19 protein-coding genes are annotated in these 17,607 nt (G+C 71.4%); 9 read left to right on the top strand and 10 right to left on the bottom strand.

The annotated features are described in order from the left end of the window. Nucleotides 1-72 precede the first annotated feature (72 nt). Nucleotides 73-432, bottom strand: coding sequence for a DoxX family protein (locus ACIQPT_RS04420; protein WP_401152640.1), 360 nt, complete (start codon nt 430-432; stop codon nt 73-75). Nucleotides 433-632: 200 nt separating this feature from the next. On the opposite strand from ACIQPT_RS04420, the gene ACIQPT_RS04425 reads away from it, so the two are divergent. Both ACIQPT_RS04425 and ACIQPT_RS04430 read left to right on the top strand, forming a co-directional pair. After that, the gene (locus ACIQPT_RS04425; protein WP_401152641.1) at nt 633-1,484 is read left to right on the top strand and encodes a LysR family transcriptional regulator; all 852 of its coding nucleotides are present in this window, start codon (nt 633-635) and stop codon (nt 1,482-1,484) included. 263 nt (nt 1,485-1,747) lie between these two features. Further along, complete coding sequence (locus ACIQPT_RS04430; RefSeq protein ID WP_401153055.1) at nt 1,748-3,442, top strand: SpoIIE family protein phosphatase; 1,695 nt, start codon at nt 1,748-1,750, stop codon at nt 3,440-3,442. Between the two features lie 45 nt (nt 3,443-3,487). On the opposite strand, the gene ACIQPT_RS04435 is transcribed toward ACIQPT_RS04430, so the two are convergent. The 7 genes from ACIQPT_RS04435 to ACIQPT_RS04465 form a co-directional block, all read right to left on the bottom strand. Further along, the gene (locus tag ACIQPT_RS04435; protein ID WP_401152643.1) at nt 3,488-4,735 is read right to left on the bottom strand and encodes a cytochrome P450; all 1,248 of its coding nucleotides are present in this window, start codon (nt 4,733-4,735) and stop codon (nt 3,488-3,490) included. A 60-nt stretch (nt 4,736-4,795) separates the two neighbouring features. Continuing rightward, nucleotides 4,796-6,145, bottom strand: a complete 1,350-nt coding sequence (locus ACIQPT_RS04440; RefSeq protein WP_401152645.1) for a cytochrome P450 — start codon at nt 6,143-6,145, stop codon at nt 4,796-4,798. After that, nucleotides 6,142-6,693, bottom strand: a complete 552-nt coding sequence (locus ACIQPT_RS04445) for a GTP-binding protein (RefSeq protein WP_401153056.1) — start codon at nt 6,691-6,693, stop codon at nt 6,142-6,144. The genes ACIQPT_RS04440 and ACIQPT_RS04445 overlap by 4 nt, the downstream gene beginning before the upstream one ends. A 61-nt stretch (nt 6,694-6,754) precedes the next feature. Then, nucleotides 6,755-7,114 carry a DUF742 domain-containing protein gene (locus ACIQPT_RS04450; protein WP_401152647.1) on the bottom strand — a complete coding sequence of 120 codons (360 nt, stop codon included), beginning with the start codon at nt 7,112-7,114 and terminating at the stop codon, nt 6,755-6,757. After that, nucleotides 7,114-7,557: a roadblock/LC7 domain-containing protein gene (locus ACIQPT_RS04455; RefSeq protein WP_401152648.1), complete on the bottom strand. Its 444-nt coding sequence runs from the start codon at nt 7,555-7,557 to the stop codon at nt 7,114-7,116. The genes ACIQPT_RS04450 and ACIQPT_RS04455 overlap by 1 nt, the downstream gene beginning before the upstream one ends. Continuing rightward, nucleotides 7,554-9,065, bottom strand: a complete 1,512-nt coding sequence (locus ACIQPT_RS04460) for an ATP-binding protein (protein WP_401152650.1) — start codon at nt 9,063-9,065, stop codon at nt 7,554-7,556. The genes ACIQPT_RS04455 and ACIQPT_RS04460 overlap by 4 nt, the downstream gene beginning before the upstream one ends. A 225-nt stretch (nt 9,066-9,290) precedes the next feature. After that, nucleotides 9,291-9,638, bottom strand: coding sequence for a WD40 repeat domain-containing protein (locus ACIQPT_RS04465; protein WP_401152651.1), 348 nt, complete (start codon nt 9,636-9,638; stop codon nt 9,291-9,293). A gap of 535 nt (nt 9,639-10,173) precedes the next feature. Here ACIQPT_RS04465 and ACIQPT_RS04470 point away from each other — a divergent pair. The 7 genes from ACIQPT_RS04470 to ACIQPT_RS04500 all read left to right on the top strand — a co-directional run bounded on the left by ACIQPT_RS04470 (nt 10,174) and on the right by ACIQPT_RS04500 (nt 16,352). Continuing rightward, nucleotides 10,174-11,052 carry a HipA family kinase gene (locus tag ACIQPT_RS04470; protein ID WP_401152653.1) on the top strand — a complete coding sequence of 293 codons (879 nt, stop codon included), beginning with the start codon at nt 10,174-10,176 and terminating at the stop codon, nt 11,050-11,052. After that, nucleotides 11,049-11,432, top strand: coding sequence for a DUF3037 domain-containing protein (locus tag ACIQPT_RS04475; protein ID WP_401152654.1), 384 nt, complete (start codon nt 11,049-11,051; stop codon nt 11,430-11,432). Before ACIQPT_RS04470 ends, ACIQPT_RS04475 begins: the two co-directional genes overlap by 4 nt. Before the next feature lie 218 nt (nt 11,433-11,650). Continuing rightward, a complete protein-coding gene (gene fabG, locus ACIQPT_RS04480) occupies nt 11,651-12,412 on the top strand; it encodes a 3-oxoacyl-ACP reductase FabG (protein WP_030582031.1) in 762 nt (253 codons plus the stop codon). 20 nt (nt 12,413-12,432) lie between these two features. Further along, nucleotides 12,433-13,188 (top strand): SDR family oxidoreductase, encoded by a 756-nt coding sequence (locus ACIQPT_RS04485; protein WP_401152656.1) that lies wholly within the window; start codon nt 12,433-12,435, stop codon nt 13,186-13,188. Nucleotides 13,189-13,306: 118 nt separating this feature from the next. Continuing rightward, nucleotides 13,307-14,887, top strand: coding sequence for an ABC transporter substrate-binding protein (locus ACIQPT_RS04490; RefSeq protein WP_401152657.1), 1,581 nt, complete (start codon nt 13,307-13,309; stop codon nt 14,885-14,887). Nucleotides 14,888-14,980: 93 nt separating this feature from the next. Further along, nucleotides 14,981-15,664, top strand: coding sequence for a uracil-DNA glycosylase (locus tag ACIQPT_RS04495; RefSeq protein WP_401152659.1), 684 nt, complete (start codon nt 14,981-14,983; stop codon nt 15,662-15,664). 124 nt (nt 15,665-15,788) lie between these two features. Continuing rightward, nucleotides 15,789-16,352, top strand: a complete 564-nt coding sequence (locus ACIQPT_RS04500) for a hypothetical protein (protein ID WP_401152660.1) — start codon at nt 15,789-15,791, stop codon at nt 16,350-16,352. A gap of 35 nt (nt 16,353-16,387) precedes the next feature. Here the strand turns inward: ACIQPT_RS04500 and ACIQPT_RS04505 are convergent, their stop codons facing one another. Together ACIQPT_RS04505 and ACIQPT_RS04510 are read right to left on the bottom strand one after the other, a co-directional pair. Then, nucleotides 16,388-16,861, bottom strand: coding sequence for a hypothetical protein (locus ACIQPT_RS04505; RefSeq protein WP_401152662.1), 474 nt, complete (start codon nt 16,859-16,861; stop codon nt 16,388-16,390). 129 nt (nt 16,862-16,990) lie between these two features. Then, on the bottom strand, nt 16,991-17,512 hold the full coding sequence (locus ACIQPT_RS04510; protein WP_401152664.1) for a DinB family protein: 522 nt from the start codon (nt 17,510-17,512) through the stop codon (nt 16,991-16,993). Nucleotides 17,513-17,607: the final 95 nt, after the last annotated feature.

A 17,607-nucleotide genomic window follows, 5' to 3' on the forward strand; every position in this document is an offset into this window, starting at 1 on the left:
GGAACAGGCAACTACCCGCCACCGCGACGGGATATGCCGAGCCGACGGAACGGCCGTGCCGCCGCTCGCGCATCACAGCCCGGTGGCCAGCCAGCCGGTCACGGCCGCGGTGGCGATGAGCCCGACATTGAGTGCGATCCGGCGGTCCTCGCCCGTCAGATGGACGGCGATCGCACCGGTCTGCAGGAGTACGAAGCCGAGGGCCGCGGCCGGAGCGAGGAAGGGCGCGATGTCTGTCAGCGGCGGCACGATCAGGCCGGTCGCGCCGAGTATTTCGACCGTTCCCAGCGCCCGGAGGGCGGGCAGGGGCATGCGGTCGACCCAGGCCATCATCGGCCGGAGCTGATCGCGGCCGCGGATCACCTTCAGCGTGCCCGCGTAGAAGTAGAAGAGGGCGAGGAGCCCCGCGATGATCCAGTAGGCGATGTTCATGGTTTCCGTTTCATGGGACACCGATGGGCCACCGGTTCATGGGTCCGTCGGTGGCGTCGGTGGCGTCGATTGCGGGGGCGGCGTCGGCGGCCGACCGCCGGGCCTTGCTTCCCCGTCGTGCTCACCAGTGCACCGCCGGGGCTCCGCCGGTGTCCAAGACCCATTCCGCGCCACCGATACCTGATCGGTATCGTTGCAGCGTGGAGCTACGGACCTTGCGCTACTTCGTGGCGGTCGCCGAGGAACTGCACTTCGGCAGGGCCGCCGCCCGGCTGCACATGAGCCAGCCGCCGCTGAGCCGGGCGATCAAGCGGTTGGAGGCCGATGTCGGGGCCGTGCTGTTCGTCCGTTCTCCCGCCGGCGTCACGCTCACGCACGTGGGCACGGTGCTGCTCGACGAGGCGCGGGCCCTGCTCGAACACGCCGACCGCGTCGGTGCGCGCGTGAGCGCGGCGGCCGGTACCGCGCACATCACCGTCGGCATCCTGGGCGACGGCACCGACCCGGGCGTGTCCAGGCTGGCCGCCGCCTACCGCCGAAGCCACCCCGGCGTCGACATCCGCGTCCGCGACGCCGATCTGACCGACCCGACGTGCGGGCTGCGCGCCGGACTGGTGGACGTCGCCCTGACCCGGGCGCCGTTCGACGGGACCGCCCTGACGACCCGCGTGCTGCGGACCGATCAGGTCGGGGTGGTCCTGCGCTCCGACGATCCGCTGGCCCGCCGCGACCGGCTGCGACTGGCCGATCTGAGCGACCGCCGCTGGTTCCGGTTCCCCCCGGGCACCGACCCCGTCTGGCAGTCGTACTGGAACGGCGGCAGGCCGCGCGAGGGCCCGGTGGTGCGCGCCGTCCAGGAATGCGTGCAGGCGGTGCTGTGGAACGGCACGGTCGGCCTGGTCCCGCTCGGGCACGACCTGCCCGCGGAGCTGGCCGTGGTGCCCCTGGCCGACATGGCACCGAGCCGCGTGGTGGCGGTGTGGAACGCGGGCGACACCAACCCGTTGATCCGTTCCTTCGTCGAGATCGCCACGGCCGCGTACCGCCACTGAGCCGCGGCACACTGATCTCTCCGTTCTTTCTGTCGAGTTTTTCCGTCGAGCACGTGGATGGGCCGATGCGGTGATCCGCCCGCCTCTGAACGGGAGCCGTCGGGTACGCGCCGGAGTATCGTTCTATCCGGCCAGGCAGACGCGGGACGGGAGGCTCGTTCGTGCGAAAAGGCGACCGCAGGCGGACCCCGCTGCGCGCGCGGAGCGGGGCCGCCGCAACGCTCTCCCGGCGCCGTCGAAGCGCGACATCGGCCGACCGTTCCGTGTTCCGCGACCACCTGGAGTGGCTCAACGAGGCGAGTACGAGGATCGGGACCACGCTCGATCTGGAGCGCACCGCACAGGAGTTGGTCGAGTTCGCCGTGCCCCGGCTGGCGGACGGCGGGGCCATCGATCTGCTGGAGTCGGTGCTGCGCGGCGAGGAGGGTGCGCGGGCGGACGCCGCACAGCCGACCGTCACCCGGGCCATCGCCGTGGCCGTCATCGACGCGCTGGCGCATCTGGAGCCGGACGAGATCGGGGAGATCTCCGTCTATCAGGAGAGAGCGGTGGACCGCTGCCTGACCGAGCGGGAGCCGGTGCTGATCGCCCGGTTGAGCGCCGACGACTACGGCCGGGTGGCCCCGTCACCCGGAGCGGCGGCCCTCCTGCGCGACGCGGGGGTGCACAGCTACATGGCTGTGCCGCTGGTCTCCCGGGGCGTACTGCTGGGGGCGGCCGATTTCATCCGGGCGGGCAACAGGCCCCCCTTCACCGACACCGATCTCGCGCTCGCGATGCAGCTCGCCTCACGGGCCGCTGTCTTCGTGGACAACGCGCGCCTGTACGGGCAGGAGCGGGAGCGCCTCGTCGCCCTGCAGCGCAGCATGCTCCCGCGTGCCATGCCGGGCACACCGGGCCTGGACGTCACCGCCCGCTACGCCCCGCCGACGGACACGAGCGGCGTCGGCGGGGACTGGTACGACGTGGTGGCTCTGCCGGGCGGCCGGAGCGCCCTGATCGTCGGTGACGTCATGAACCACGGCCTGTCGGCCGCGGCGACCATGGGGCGGCTGCGTACGGTGGCGCGCACGCTCATGGCCCTGGACATCGCACCCGAGCACACCCTCGCCCGCATGGACCTGGCCGCCCGCGACCTGGACGACGACCAGGTCGCCACCTGCCTGTGCGCGGTCTACGACCCTGCCACCAGGGAATACACCCTTGCGAGTGCGGGACATCCGCCACCGCTGCTGGTCGACGCCACGGGGCACGCCACGCACGTCGACGTGCCGCCGGGCGCACCGCTCGGCGCCGGCGTCATCCCGTACACCTCGGTCCGGCTGCCGGCGCCCGCGGGAAGCCGGCTCGTGCTCTACACCGACGGACTGTTCAAGACCCGCACGGATGATGTGGACACCCAGCTGGAGCGGCTCCGCGACACCGTGTCGCGGATGGATCCCGCCCTCCTGGGCACTCTGGTGACGTCCGGGACGGGTCCCGGCACCCGCTTCGACGAGGCCGTCATGCTGATGGCCACCAGCCGCTCCGCTTCCGGCGGGGGCGACGTCGTCGTCTGGGAGCTGCCGTCCGACGCCACCGCGGCCTCCGCCGCCCGCCGGCTGGTCAGGGAGCAACTGGACCGGTGGAACCTGGCCGGGCTGGCCGACACCACCGAGCTCGTCGTCAGCGAGCTGGTCGGCAACGCCCTGCGTTACGGAGGCGGCCCCGGCCAGCTGCGGCTGCTGCGACACGACCGGGTGACCGTCGAAGTCACCGATACCGGAGCGGACCTTCCGCATATTCAGCCCCAGACTCTCAGCGATGAAGGCGGCCGGGGCCTGCAGCTCATCAACATGCTGTGCCGAAGCTGGGGTTCCTGCCGGACGCCCAGCGGCAAACTGGTCTGGGCCGAACAGGACGTCACCACTTCTGCTCCCGCCGCTCCCGCCGCTTCCGCTGTTTTCGACCTCGACTGACGTCTGTCGTGACCTGGGCGCGGTGAACGCGTGAGCGGCGCGCTCTCACCCCTTCAGCCGCACCGGCAGCTTCCGCACACTGTTCCCCACGAACGAGGCGTGGCGCGGCAGTTCCGGCTCCGGAACCGCGAGGTCCAGGGCCGGGAAGCGGGTGAAGAGCTGTTCCAGGGCCGTGGTGCTCTCCAGACGGGCCAGAGGCGCGCCCATGCAGTAGTGCGCGCCGTGCCCCAGGGAGAGATGGCGGGACTCGCCGGCGCGGGTGATGTCGAAGCGTGCCGCGTCCGGGCCGTGGGCCCGCGTGTCGCGGCCGGCCGCCGAGTACCCCGCGAGGACCGGGGTGCCCTGGGGGATCACGGTGCCGTCCAGGGTCAGATCGCGGGTCGGGTAGCGGAAGGGGAAGTAGCTGACCGGGCTGTCCCAGCGCAGCGTCTCCTCCACCACGTCCGCCCAGCTCGCCCCGCCGGTCAGGACCAGGTCGAGCTGGTCCCGATGGGTACACAGGGCGCGTACGGCGTTCGTGATCAGATTCAGCGTCGTCTCGTGCCCCGCGATGATGGTCAGCATCAGCGTGCCGATCAGCTCGTGCGGGCTGAACCGGTCGCCGCCCTCCTCACGGGCCGCGATCATCGCGCTGGTGAGGTCGTCCCCCGGGTCGGCCGCCCGGGCGGCCGCGACCGCGCTCAGAACCTCCACCATCTCCCGGTTGGCCGCCATCGCCTCGGCCGGCCCGATGTCCGTGGCCACGATCTTGTTGGAGAGGTCGTGCAGCCGGTCGTGGTGGGCCTCGTCCACGCCCAGCAGTTCGCAGATGACGCCCATCGGCAGCGGCAGCGCGAAGTGGGTGCGCAGATCGACGACGCCGTCCTCGGCCGCGGCCGTCTCCAGGCCGTTCAACAGGCGGGAGGTCAGCTCCACTACGTACGGGCGGAGTTCCTCGACCCGGCGGGTCGTGAACGCCTTGCTCATCAGCGACCGCAGCCGCCGGTGGTCGGCGCCGTCCGCGGTCGTCATCCCCTGCACCGTGGCGAACGTCTTCAGCGGCCAGCCGTCGGCGATCTCCCCGGCCTGGAGCGCTGTGAAGTGCTGTGCGTTCTTGGCGACGTCGGGGTGCGCGAGGAATTCCTTGAGCGCGTCGTGGCCCAGCACGGCCATCCCCCGCACCTCGCCGGGGAGGACCACCGGGGTGACCGCCCCCCGGGCCAGCAGCCGGGCGTTGGCCGCGTGCGGGCAGCCCCCCGCCGGGTCCAGGCGGTGCGGACGGTCGGCCGCGGAGTTCAGCGGTGAGGTGTTCAACAGGACTCCAGGTCTACGGAGGGACAGGGACAAGCCGAGGAAGGACGGGTTCCGGACGCGTCAGCGCGGCCGGGCCGGTGGCCGCCCCGCGTTCCGGTGCGGCCACGCCGGGGCGGGGGCGCCGGTCGCCCCGGAGGTCACCGGGCCCTGCGGCAACTGCGGCGAGGTGAAGCGCACGGGCAGCGTGCCCAGTCCCTTGCTCCAAGGAGAGTTGACCCACTTCAACTCGCCTTCCGGGACTGACAGTTCCAGGTCGGGCAGGCGGTGCCGGATCGTGTCGACCGCGGTCCGGGTGATCAGGCGGGCCGGGTCCTGGGCGGGGCAGGTGTGCGGGCCCGCGCCGAAGGCCAGATGGGAGCGGTTGCCGACCACGGGGGCGCCGTCGGCCGGCAGGACCTCCGGGTCCGCGTTGGCCGCTGCCAGGCCCAGGATCAGCATGTCGCCCGCCCGGATGTCCTGGCCGCCGAACCTCATGTCGCGGGTGGCGTAGCGGGCCGGGAAGTTCTGGGTGGGCGGGAAGCGCCACAGGACCAGGTCGAGTGCGTCGTCCACGCTGAGGTGGCCGCCGCTCAGCGAGGAGCGCAGCGCGGGGTCGCAGAGCAGGATGCGCAGCGAGGTGGCGATCCAGTTCACCGTGGTCTGGTTGCCCGCGACGAACATGACCACCAGGTTGTGCAGCACCTCCTCGTCGGTGAGCCGCGCCGGGTGGTGCAGCAGCGCCGAGACGATGTCGTCGCCCCTCGCCCGCCGCTTCTCCTCGATCAGTCCCTGCAGGATGGCGCCCATCCTGCGGCTGGCGTCCCCCGCCCCGCTGGTGGCGGACACGAGACCCCCCACCGCCTCCACCAGCTCCCGGCCGGTCCGGTCGTCCACCCCGAGCAGCCCGGCGATCACCCGCATCGGCAGCATGCGCGCGTACGCGGCGACGAGATCGGCCTCGCCGTGCGCCGCGAATCCGGCGATCAGGGCCTCGGCCGTGGCCCGGACGCTGCGGCGCAGCTCGTGCCCGTTGATCCCGGCCAGCGCGTCGGAGACGGCGACGCGCATCCTGCGGTGCTGCTGCCCGTCCGCGAAGAGCAGCGCGGGGCGCCAGCCGACCATCGGCAGGATCGGTGAGTCGGCCGGCACCCGGCCTTCGCGCAGCAGGCTCCACCGGCGCGGGTCGTGCGAGAAGTCCTGCTCCTCGCGGGTGAGCCGGAGCAGTTCGCGGTGTCCCAGGACCAGCCAGGCGTCGATGCCGGGGGCGACGGACACCGGCGCCACCGGGCCGTGCGTGCCGCGCAGTTCCTCGTACAGCGTGGGCATCGTGTTGCCGTCGAAGCCGGGCCCGTACAGCGCCGTCGCCGTGGCGGGGGCGCCGGTCACGGGGCAGCTGACGGCCGGCCCGGCTGTGGGGTGCGGCGTGCTCATGAAGACTCCGTGGCGACGTGGATGAGGTGACGGACCAGGGCGATCAGCGCCCGGATCGATGAGGTTCGGTCCCGTGCGTCGCAGGTCACCAGTTGGGTGTCGGGCAGCAGATCGAGAGCCGTACGGATGTCGTCGGCGTCGTACCGGGGGCCGGACGGGAAGACGTTGACGGCGACCGCGAAGGGCAGGTCCAGATCCTCCAGATTGTCCAGCGCGTCGAAGGAAGCCGCCAGGTCCCGGCTGTCCACCAGTGCGAGCGCGCCGAGCGCCCCCTTGGCCAGGTCCTGCCAGGCCGGCAGGAACCGCTGCTGGCCCGGCGTGCCGAACAGATACAGGACCAGGTCGCCGTCGATCGTCAGCCGGCCGAAGTCGAGGGCGACCGTGGTGGTCTTCTTGCCGCTGTCCCCGGTGTACGGGTCCACCCGGACGCCCGCCTGGGTCATGGACGCCTCGGTGGAGAGCGGCTCGATCTCCGACACCGTACCGATCAGCGTCGTCTTGCCCACTCCCAGCGGGCCGACGACCAGGATCTTCGCCGCGCCCGACACACGCGAGTCGAGGTACTTTCCGTCGGCCGCGGCGGGCGGTGGGTCGGCCTCTGCCAGGGTTTCAGAGGCAGCTTTCGAGACCATGGAGGACCTTTCTGAGCATGGTCACATCGGCGTGTTCGGCCGTCGGGATGGGCGGCCGGGTCACGATCAGCCCCCAGCGGAGGAGATCGGAGAGCAGCACCTGCGCGACCGACGGCGGCTGGCCGAGGTGAGCGGCCACCTCCGCGACCGAGATGAGCCCCTCGCAGTGCGTCAGGATGGCGAGGTGCTCCGGCTGGAGGCTGGCGGGGAACGCCGCCTCCGCCGTCATCACCAGGGATTCCCAGGACAGCGGCTCGCCCTCGGACTCCGTGCGGCCCCGTGTGATGACATAGGGGCGGATCGCCGAGGCCCTCGGCACCTCGGGCCGCTCTGTCATCACGTCGCGGCGGCCTCGTCCCGGGGCAGGCTGCTCAGGTGTGCGCCGATCTTCGCCACCAGCAACTGCATCTGCTGGGCCACCAGGCCCACGTCGGCGTCCAGATCGGTGGCGACCCCCAGGTGCGCGCCCACCCCGGCATGGGTGAACAGCACGAATCCCTGGTCGGTCTCCAGCATCAACTGGCGTGTCGCGGCACCCCGTCCGAACAACAGCGCACTGGTGGACCGGCCCGTCATGACCATCGCCGCGCAGGCCGCCGAGAGCGACTCCGCGTCGGCGACGCTCAGGCCGGCCACCGGACCCGAGAGGTTCTCGGCGGAGGCGTGCCCGAGACGCAACCCGTCCTCGGACACCACCACGGCGTGCCGGACGCCGGGAATCTCGGTCAGCGGGCGGAGCATCCATCCCAGGTCGGGGAGTCGAGTGATGGTTCCGGTCACGGTCGGCCTCCGGCGTGGTCGTGCGGGGTACTGGGCGGGGACTGTCGGCCGTGCGGGGGCGACGCCGGTTCGGTGTCGCCGTCCGCGTCGACGGCCGCCCGGCCACGCAGCGTCCCGGACACCACACTGGCGATCGAGGCGCGTGCCGCCTCCGGCGTCCAGGGTTCGACGGGCGCGTCGGGCAGCGGATCGGGCACCGAGTGCCGTGCGGCGGTCGCGGCCCGGGCGGCACCGCGCCGGCTGCGCCGCCGGGGCAGGGCGGCCGCCGTCGGGGCGGGTACGCCGGCCGGCTCGGGGGCGTCGTCGCGTACGCCCGCTGGGGGGACGGCGGGCTCGACGGGCTCGGCCGGTTCGACCGCCGGGCGGCGGTGCGCGGCGGGCCTCGGCAGCGGGTCGGTCAGCAGCCGGAACGGTACGAACATCACCGCCCGTGTGCCGCCGTACGCCGAAGACCCGCTCAACTCCACGTTGAAGCCCAGCTCCTGGCTCCAGCGCCCGACACACGCCAGGCCGAGCCGGGGCACCGCGCCCAGGCGGGTCAGGTCCAGGTCGTCGCGGAGATGGCCGAGGGCCTGGTGCAGGACGTCCGGCGGCATCCCGAGCCCGGCGTCGTCGATCTCGATGACCGCACCGGAGCCCACCTCCCGCACGCTGACGACCACGGGGGAACTGGACGGTGAGAACACCGTGGCATTCTCCAGCAGTTCGGCGATGGAGTGCATCAGCCCCTCCGCGGCCGGGGGCACCGCGTACAGGGTCTGTCCGCCGTGCACCTCGATCCGCCCGAACTCCACGATCCGGGACTGGGCGCCCCGTACGCAGTCGTAGAGCGAGACCGGTCGGGTCTCCCGACGGGTGGGCCAGATTCCGCACATCACCAGAAGCGTCTGCGCCTTGCGGGTCATCTGCGAGGCCGCGTGGTCGGCCTTCATCACGTTCGCCATCAGATGAGGGTCTTCGATGGAGCGCTCGACCTCGTCCAGGACCTGCTGCTGCACGGTGGCCATCACGTGCATGGTGCGCGCCACGGATTCGAAGGCGGCCTGCACCGAGTCGCGCAGGGTGCGCTCGCGGTGCACGGCCGTGTCCGAGCCGAGCGCGACGACGACCGAGTCCAGCGCCCGGGCGAACTCCTCACCGGTCTCCTCCGGCGACGTCATCGGCCCCGGCACACCGTCCAGTCGCTGCCCGGTGTGCAGTCGCTCGGCGATGGCCGGTACGCGTAGGGCGGCCAGATGCGCCACCTCGGCGCCCCGGGCGGTGGCCACTCGGGCCTCCCGGGCACGGTGCGCGCGTTCGGTGGACAGCCGCCGGGCAAGGATCAGTACGCAGGCGGTCAGCAGGACGACAGCCGCGGCACACACTCCCGCGAGGGCCCGGTGCCACTCGGCGTCCACGCCGACGGCGATCCACCCCACACCGGCGGCGGCCGACAGGGCGATGGCGCATCCGGCGACGACGGCGCTCGCACCGGTGGCGCGCCTCGGCTCCCTCGACGGTCGGCTCACCGCAGCGGCCCCGACCTGACGACCCTGCAGACACCGGTGCCAGCCACGAGAAGCGAAACCTTTCACGACACGTCGAACCCCCGTTCGGGGGTTGAGGGGAATGCAAAGCGTAGGCCAACCGGCCGGAATTATTGAGGCATTGATCTGTTTCAGTCACATCAGGTGGCTGGGAATGGCGTGTTGACACCTATGCGCCGTTCGTGGTTCAGGACGCGGAGGGCAGGTTCAGGGGACCGGCCGGAGGAGCGCGGTGTCCTCGGAGGAGGTGTAGCTGGTGAAGCCCGCGGCCACGGTCCTGCCGTCCGGGCTGAACACCGCGGTCTCCCGGTTGGTCTGCTCCTCGTCGATGGTCACCACGCGGCGAAGGGACGGCAGCTCCCGCAGTACCAAGGGGCGTGCGGTGACCAGTTGCTTGCCGTCCGGGGTGAAGGCCAACGGCCCGGAGTGCCCGTCCTTGCGCACGTCGAGTCGCCGGCCGGAAGGAACGTCCCACACGTACAGGTCTTCGGCCAGGGATCCGGCCAGGGATCCGGCCAGGGTCCTGCCGTCGGGGCTGATGGCGAGGGCGTGCACGAAGCCCTCCTGCAGCTCGCCCTTCGGTGTGGAACCCTCCGACGCGTCGTGCCGCGTCGACCTCGAGGGCGAAGCGCTCCCGGAACCGCGGGGCGGCCGCGAGCTCCGGCCGGATGACCTTCACCGCGACCTTGCGGCCGGCCGGTGACCTACCGAGGTAGACCTGCCCCATGCCTCCCGCACCGAGCCGGCCGTGCAGTGGGTAAGGGCCGATGCGCCGGGGATCGTCGGGGCGCAGGGACTCCACCATGTGCTACTCGAATCCGCGGGACAGAGGTGAGATCACGCTCGGCATTGAGCCATGGTCAGGTGTACCGGGTGGCAAGGTCCCGACCGAAGCCAATTCGCCGTGCGCGAAACCTGGTTCGGGGCTTCTGCCCCCGCCGCACGCAGGCCCCTTGCCCTTGCTTCTCCAGCAGGTCGGCAACGGAGGTTCCGGAGGCGGCCGGAGACAGACCGCTCACGCGGCGCGGCCGGACGGCGCCGTTCGGCTCGCCGTTGATTCAAAGGTCGCGTCCCCGTATAACCTGGCGGAATGCTTTCTGAAGTCACCGCGACTCGCTACGTCACGCCCCTGCGTGAGGGCGGCTCGCTCCCCGGGATCGTCGAGGCCGATGATCTCGGCACGTACGTCATGAAGTTCACCGGGGCGGGACAGGGCCGCAAGACGCTCGTCGCCGAGATCATCTGCGGGGAGCTCGGCCGCCGGCTGGGGCTGCGGGTGCCCGAGCTGGTGACCATCGAGCTCGACCCGGTCATCGGACTCGCCGAGCCCGACGAGGAGGTGCAGGAGCTGCTCCGCGCGAGCGGCGGACTGAACCTCGGGATGGACTATCTGCCGGGCTCGCTCGGGTTCGATCCGCTGGCCTACGAGGTCGGGGCCGCCGAGGCCGGGCGGATCGTCTGGTTCGACGCGCTGATCAACAACGTGGACCGCTCCTGGCGCAACCCCAATCTGCTCGTCTGGCACGGCGACCTCTGGCTCATCGACCACGGCGCGACCATGATCTGGCACCACAACTGGCCGGGCGCCCAGGCCTCCGCCGCCAAGCCGTACAACGCCTCGGACCACGTTCTGGCCCCCTTCGGGCCGGACATCGCGACCGCCGCCGCCGAGCTCTCCCCGCTGGTCACCGAGGAACTGCTCACCGAGGTGGCCGCCGACGTGCCGGACGTCTGGCTGGCCGACGAGCCCGGCTTCGGATCCGCCGACGAGGTGCGCCGGGCCTACATCGCACCGCTGCTCGCGCGCGCCGCCGACATCCATGAGCGGATCACGCTGGACGAGCCGGCCGCGACCCGGCCCTCCCGGGCCCCGGGCTGGCTCACCGAGCGGCTTCCACCGCGGCCGAAGCCGGCCGGTGACGACCGCGCCGCGGCAGCCGTCCGTACCGGTGAGGAGGGCGGCCGATGACGCGGCGCGATGTCTTCGAGTACGCGCTCCTGCGCGTCGTGCCCCGGGTCGAGCGCGGGGAGTGCTTCAACGCCGGGGTGCTCGTCTACTGCCGGGCGCACTCGTTCGTCGCCGCCCGTACGCACCTGGACGAGGCGAAGCTGCGGGCACTGGACCCCGGGGCCGACGTCGTCGGCGTGCGGGCCGCCCTGCGCGCCGTCGAGGGGGTCTGCGGCGGCGGTGAGGGGGCCGGCCAGGCGGCGGGCGACGACGCCGGACGGCGGTTCCGCTGGCTGATCGCCCCGCGCTCCACGGTCGTCCAGCCCGGCGCCGTGCACAGCGGGCTGACCACCGACCCGGCCGGCGAGGTGGAGCGGCTGCTCGACCTCCTCGTGCGCTGATCCACGCCCCGGACGGCCGCGACGGCACAGCGGCGGGAGCTCCCGCCCGGTGTGACGTGCGGCCCGCCGGGGCGTGCGCCGTTGACACCGGGTGCCAGGGCTTCTAGCGTCTCGTCTGCTGAAGGTACTAAGCGGTTGCTCAGCGATCGGGAGTCTTTCTGTCAGGGAAACGCCCCGACGTCCGCTGAGCCGCGATCCAAGGGCGAGGAGAACCAAGCATGTCCACCACCGAGCAGCGCGTCGCCATCGTGACGGGAGCGGCGCGGGGCATCGGCGCCGCCACCGCCGTACGCCTCGCGGCCGAGGGCCGCTCCGTCGCCGTACTCGATCTCGACGAGGCGGCCTGCAAGGACACGGTCGAGAAGATCACCGCCGCCGGGGGCACCGCGCTCGCCGTCGGCTGCGACGTGTCGGACGCCGGCCAGGTGGAAGCCGCCGTCGCGCGGGTCGCCGCCGAGCTGGGCGCGCCGACGATCCTCGTGAACAACGCGGGCGTGCTCCGCGACAACCTGCTGTTCAAGATGAGCGAGTCCGACTGGGACCTCGTGATGAACGTGCACCTCAAGGGCGCGTTCCTGATGGCGAAGGCCGTCCAGGCCCACATGGTCGAGGCCAAGTTCGGCCGGATCGTCTCGCTGTCCTCCTCCTCGGCCCTCGGCAACCGGGGCCAGGCCAACTACTCCGCGGTCAAGGCGGGGCTCCAGGGCCTCACCAAGACGCTCGCCAAGGAGCTCGGTAAGTTCGGCGTCACGGCCAACGCCGTCGCGCCCGGCTTCATCGTCACGGAGATGACCGCGCAGACGGCCGCCCGTGTCGGCATGGGCTTCGAGGAGTTCCAGGCGGCGGCCGCCACCCAGATCCCCGTCCAGCGCGTCGGCCGTCCCGAGGACGTCGCGAACGCCATCGCCTTCTTCGCGGGCGACGACGCGGGCTTCGTCTCCGGCCAGGTCATGTACGTGGCCGGCGGACCCCTCAACTGATCCGAAGGGCAGCGGACAACATGACGGTGCAGGACAGCGGGAAAGTCGCCCTCATCACGGGCGCGAGCCGGGGCATCGGCTACGGGATCGCCGAGGCGTTCGTCGCCCGCGGCGACCGGGTCGTCATCACCGGCCGGGGCGAGGACGCCCTGAAGGAGGCAGTCGAGCGGCTCGGCTCCGACCGGGTGATCGGCATCGCGGGCAAGGCGCACGACGAGGCGCACCAGGCCGCGGCGGTCGAGCGCACGATGGAGGCGTTCGGCCGGGTCGACTACCTGGTGAACAACGCCGGGACCAACCCGGTCTTCGGCCCCATGGCGGAGCTCGACCTCAACGTGGCCCGCAAGGTCTACGAGACCAATGTGATCTCGGCGCTCGGCTTCGCCCAGCAGACCTGGAAGGCCTGGCAGAAGGAGAACGGCGGGGCGATCGTCAACATCGCCTCCGTCGCCGGCGTCGCCCCCTCGCCGTTCATCGGCGCGTACGGGATGTCGAAGGCGGCCATGATCAATCTGACCGCCCAGCTGGCGCACGAGTTCGCCCCGGTCGTCCGGGTCAACGCCATCGCCCCGGCCGTGGTCAAGACGAAGTTCGCCGAGGCGCTCTACGAGGGCCGCGAAGCGGAGGCTGCCGCCGCCTACCCGCTGGGCCGGCTCGGTGTGCCCGAGGACATCGGGGGTGCGGCGGCCTTCCTGACCTCCGCGCAGTCCGACTGGATCACCGGGCAGACCCTCGTGGTCGACGGAGGAATCTTCCTCAACGCGGGTGTGGGCTGAGAGCAGCCTGAACCGATTTGGCCCTGATTGAGTCAAGTGCCCCGCCGGGTCAGCGGATTGACCTGGTGGGGCGCTGCGGTATGGTCTGCCGACCCATGGCTGATCGAGGAGCGTGCACGTGTTCTACCGGGCCAGTCTGCAGGCTGCTGCAGCCCTAGCTTCCCTTTCTCTGCTGGCCGGCTGCGGTCTCCTTTCCGACAGCGGATCGGAAAAGGACCAGAAGATAACCGTCGGGACGACCAGCTCCCCGTCCACACTCGATCCGGCGGCGGCCTGGGACGGTTCCTGGGAATTGATGCGGAACGTTTACCAGACCCTGGTGAGCTTCCCCACCGGCAGCACGAGCCCGGAGCCGGACGCGGCGGAATCCTGCAAGTTCACCGACGCCACCAGCATGGCCTACCGGTGCACGCTCAAGAAGAACCTCAAGTTCTCCAACGGCGAGAAGCTCGACGCCGAGGCCGTGAAGTACTCCATCGACCGCATCGTGGACATTCACTTCAAGGGCGGTCCGGCCGGGATGCTCGACTCCCTGGACCGGATCGAGACCAAGGGCGACGACACGGTCGTCTTCCACCTGAACAAGTCCGACGCCACGTTCCCGTTCATCCTGGCCACGCCCGCCATGTCGCTCGTCGCCCCCGGCGACTACCGCAAGGACAAGATCCGCGAGGACGGCAAGGTCACCGGCTCCGGCCCGTACCTCCTGGAGTCCTACGAGGACGGGGCCACGGCCGAGCTGAAGAAGAACCCGGACTACAAGGGCTTCGCCAACCGGAAGAACAACGCGGTCACCATCCGCTACTTCGAGAAGTCCGGCGACATGGTGAGCGCGCTCAAGGCGAACGAGATCGACGCCACCTACCGGGGTCTGACCGCCGAGGAGGTCGTCAGCCTGGAGGACAACAAGGCCGACAACGCCGGCCTCCAGATCGTCGAGAGCACCGGCGCGGACATCCGCTTCCTGGTCTTCAACCCGAAGGACCCGGCCTCCGCGAACCCCGCCGTCCGCAAGGCCATCGCCCATGTCGTGGACCGTGACGCCCTGGTCGCCAAGGTCTACCGGGGAACCGCCGAGCCCCTCTACTCCATGATCCCCAAGGGCATCGCCGGACACACCACGAGCTTCTTCGACACCTTCGGCGACCCGGACGTGAAGAAGGCGAAGGACATCCTCACGGGGGCCGGTATCACCGAGCCCGTGAAGATGAGCTTCTGGTACACCACCGACCGGTACGGCTCCTCCACGGAGCCCGAGTTCGAAGAGCTCAAGCGGCAGCTGGAAGGCTCCGGACTGTTCGAGATCAAGCTGCAGGGCGAGCCCTGGCAGAAGTTCCAGGAAGGCTTCAACAAGGGCGAGTACCCGGTCTTCGGCCGTGGCTGGTTCCCGGACTTCCCGGACCCCGACAACTTCATCGCCCCGTTCGTGGGCAAGGAGAGCGTCACGGGTACCCCGTACATCAACAAGGAGATCACCCAGCAGCTGATCCCCGCCTCGCGCCAGGAGAGCGACCGGGGTGCGGTGAGCAAGCAGTTCGAGCGGGCCCAGGAGATCCTCGTCGACGACGTCCGGCTGCTGCCGTTGTGGCAGGGCAAGCTGTACGTCGCCGCGGGCGAGGACATCGGCGGCGGCGAGCGCGCACTCGACCCGCAGACCGTCATGCAGATGTGGGAGCTGTACCGCAAGGCCAGCTGGTAGGAACGTGACGACGGGCCTCCTCGGAGGCCCGTTGTCAGTGGTGACCGGTAGGTTCTGGGATCAAGAACCTGTTGCTCACCGGAGGTTGTGGACGTGACCGATATCGACCTGCTGCCCGATTCCTGGCGCGCCGTTCTCGGCGAAGAACTCCAGAAGCCGTACGTCAAGGAACTGGCGGACTTCGTCGAGGAGGAGCGGGCGAAGGGCCCGGTGTATCCGCCGCGCGAGCAGGTCTTCGCCGCCCTGGACGCCACGCCCTACGACAAGGTGAAGGTCCTCGTCCTCGGCCAGGACCCGTATCACGGCGAGGGCCAGGGACACGGGCTGTGCTTCTCCGTGCGCCCGGGCGTGAAGACGCCCCCGTCCCTGCGCAACATCTACAAGGAGATGCAGCAGGAGCTCGGCCTGCCGATCCCGGACAACGGCTATCTGATGCCCTGGGCCGAGCAGGGCGTCCTCCTGCTCAACGCCGTGCTCACCGTGCGGGGCGGCGAGGCCAACTCCCACAAGAACAAGGGCTGGGAGAAGATCACCGACGCCGTGATCCGTGCCGTCGCCGACCGGCCCGACCCGGCGGTCTTCGTGCTCTGGGGCAACTACGCGCAGAAGAAGCTGCCGCTGATCGACGAGGGGCGCCATGTGGTGGTGAAGGGCGCCCACCCCTCGCCGCTGTCCGCCAAGAAGTTCTTCGGCTCCCGCCCCTTCACGCAGATCAACGAGGCCGTGGCCGCCCAGGGGCACCAGCCGATCGACTGGCGGATCCCCGTCCTCGGCTGACCCCTGCCCGGTCGGTGGGACGACCCCTGAGACCTCCGAGCCCGTGTCTGACCGGTTATGCGGAAGTCCGGCGTTAGCGTCGGACGGACGGGCAACCGGCTGGACGGGCGACGAGGAGACCGCAGTGGTGGAGCAGCAGGAGGCGTCCGACGACGCCGTCATGACCAGGATCGGCCAGGCGATCATGCTGCTCCACGGAGGTGACCGGGAGGAGGCCCGTAACCGCTTCGGTGCGCTCTGGTCGGAGCTCGGGGCGGACGGCGACGCCCTGCACCGCTGCACCCTGGCGCACTACATGGCCGACACCCAGGACGACCCCGGCGACGAGCTGGCCTGGGATCTGCGGGCCCTGACGGCTGCCGAGGGACTGAGAGCCGCCGAGGGGCCGGAGGACGCCGGGGGACCGGGCGATGCCGAGGGGGCGGGGGACCGCGAAGGGCCCGGTGCCGACGAGCGGCCGGGTGGGGTGCGGGCGGCGGAACACCGGGACACCCCGGCCGTCCGGGCGTTCTACCCCTCGCTGCACCTCAACCTCGCGGCGGACTACCTCAAGCTCCAGCGCCCCGACTCGGCCCGCATCCATCTCCAGCGGGCCCGTGCCGCGGCCGAATCGCTCGCGGACGACGGATACGGGGGTGGGGTGCGGGCCGCGATCGACCGGCTGGAGCTCCGCATGCGGGAGCAGTGACCCTCCGGGGGGACGGCTCCGGCGGGGTTTCCGCGTCAGCGGCCGTACGCCTCCTCGCAGATGCGGGCCTCCTGGCTGCCGGCGGGCCAGCCGCCGTACCCCCGGCCGAGGGCGCAGATGTCCGCACCGCCGCCGGGGGCGCGCGGCACGGCGGGCACGGTCGCGGACGGGACGTCCGGGATCCGGTGAGGCGTCCGGGGCCTCGGCGGATCCGCGCGCTCCCGGGGGCGGGCGGCCCCCGCCGGTCCGGTGCGCCGGGCCTCCGCGGGAGCGTCGGCGGCCGGGGGCGCGGGGGAGGGCGGGCGGGCGGCCGGCGGGCTCGGATCCGGCACGACCTCCAGCGCCTCACGGGCGGGCGGCTGCACGATCTGCGGGGCCACGTCCTGGCCCGGCCCGGCGGCCCCGGGACGCGGGGAAGGAACGGCTCCGGGCTCCACCGAGACGCAGCCGGAGACGGCCGTGACCGCTAACCCGACCAGGAGTTTCGCGGTGATTCTGGTTCTCTGCACCCGGCAACTCTGCGGTGCGGCCCGGCCCCCGGGGGGCCCGGTGGGCGGGGATTGGCCCGCACGAGTGACCCGGTCAGCGGCGCGCACCGAACCGGACGCCGAATCGGACGCCGCGCCGGGTGCCCGACGTCACTTGCCGGTGGCGCCGTCGACGCGCTCGCGCACCAGGTCGGCGTGGCCGTTGTGCTGGGCGTACTCCTCGATCATGTGCAGATAGATCCAGCGGAGGCTGAACGGCTTGCCCGACGAGCTGAGGCCCTTGGAGAAGTCGTCCAGGCCGAACGCGGCGGCGCTCTCGCGGGCCGCCGCGATCTCCGCCCGCCAGACGGACTCCGTCCCGGCCCAGGTGGTGGACTCCGTCACCGTGAAGTCCGCGTCCGGGTCCTCCTCGGTGGAGTAGAGGTCCGGCAGCTCCGCGCCCGCCAGGATCTCGCGGAACCAGAAGCGCTCAACTTCGGCCAGGTGCTGTACGAGGCCGAGCAGGGTCAGCGCGGAGGGCGGGACGGACGCCTCGCGCAGCTGCGCGTCCGTGAGACCGGCGCACTTCATGGCGAGCGTCTCGCGGTGGTAGTCGAGCCAGCCCTCCAGCATGGGGCGTTCGGCCGCGTCGAAGGCGGGCTCGGAGCGTTCAGAGGTTCCGGAAGAAGTCATGGCGGCCATCCTCACTCATGATCATGTCTCTGGCCAGGGGTTTTGCGGGCGGAATCGAGATCCGGCCGACGGCGGCGACGTATGCTGCCGGGGGT

The sequence above is a fragment of the Streptomyces sp. NPDC091289 genome (assembly GCF_044757365.1).
Taxonomy (GTDB): domain Bacteria; phylum Actinomycetota; class Actinomycetes; order Streptomycetales; family Streptomycetaceae; genus Streptomyces.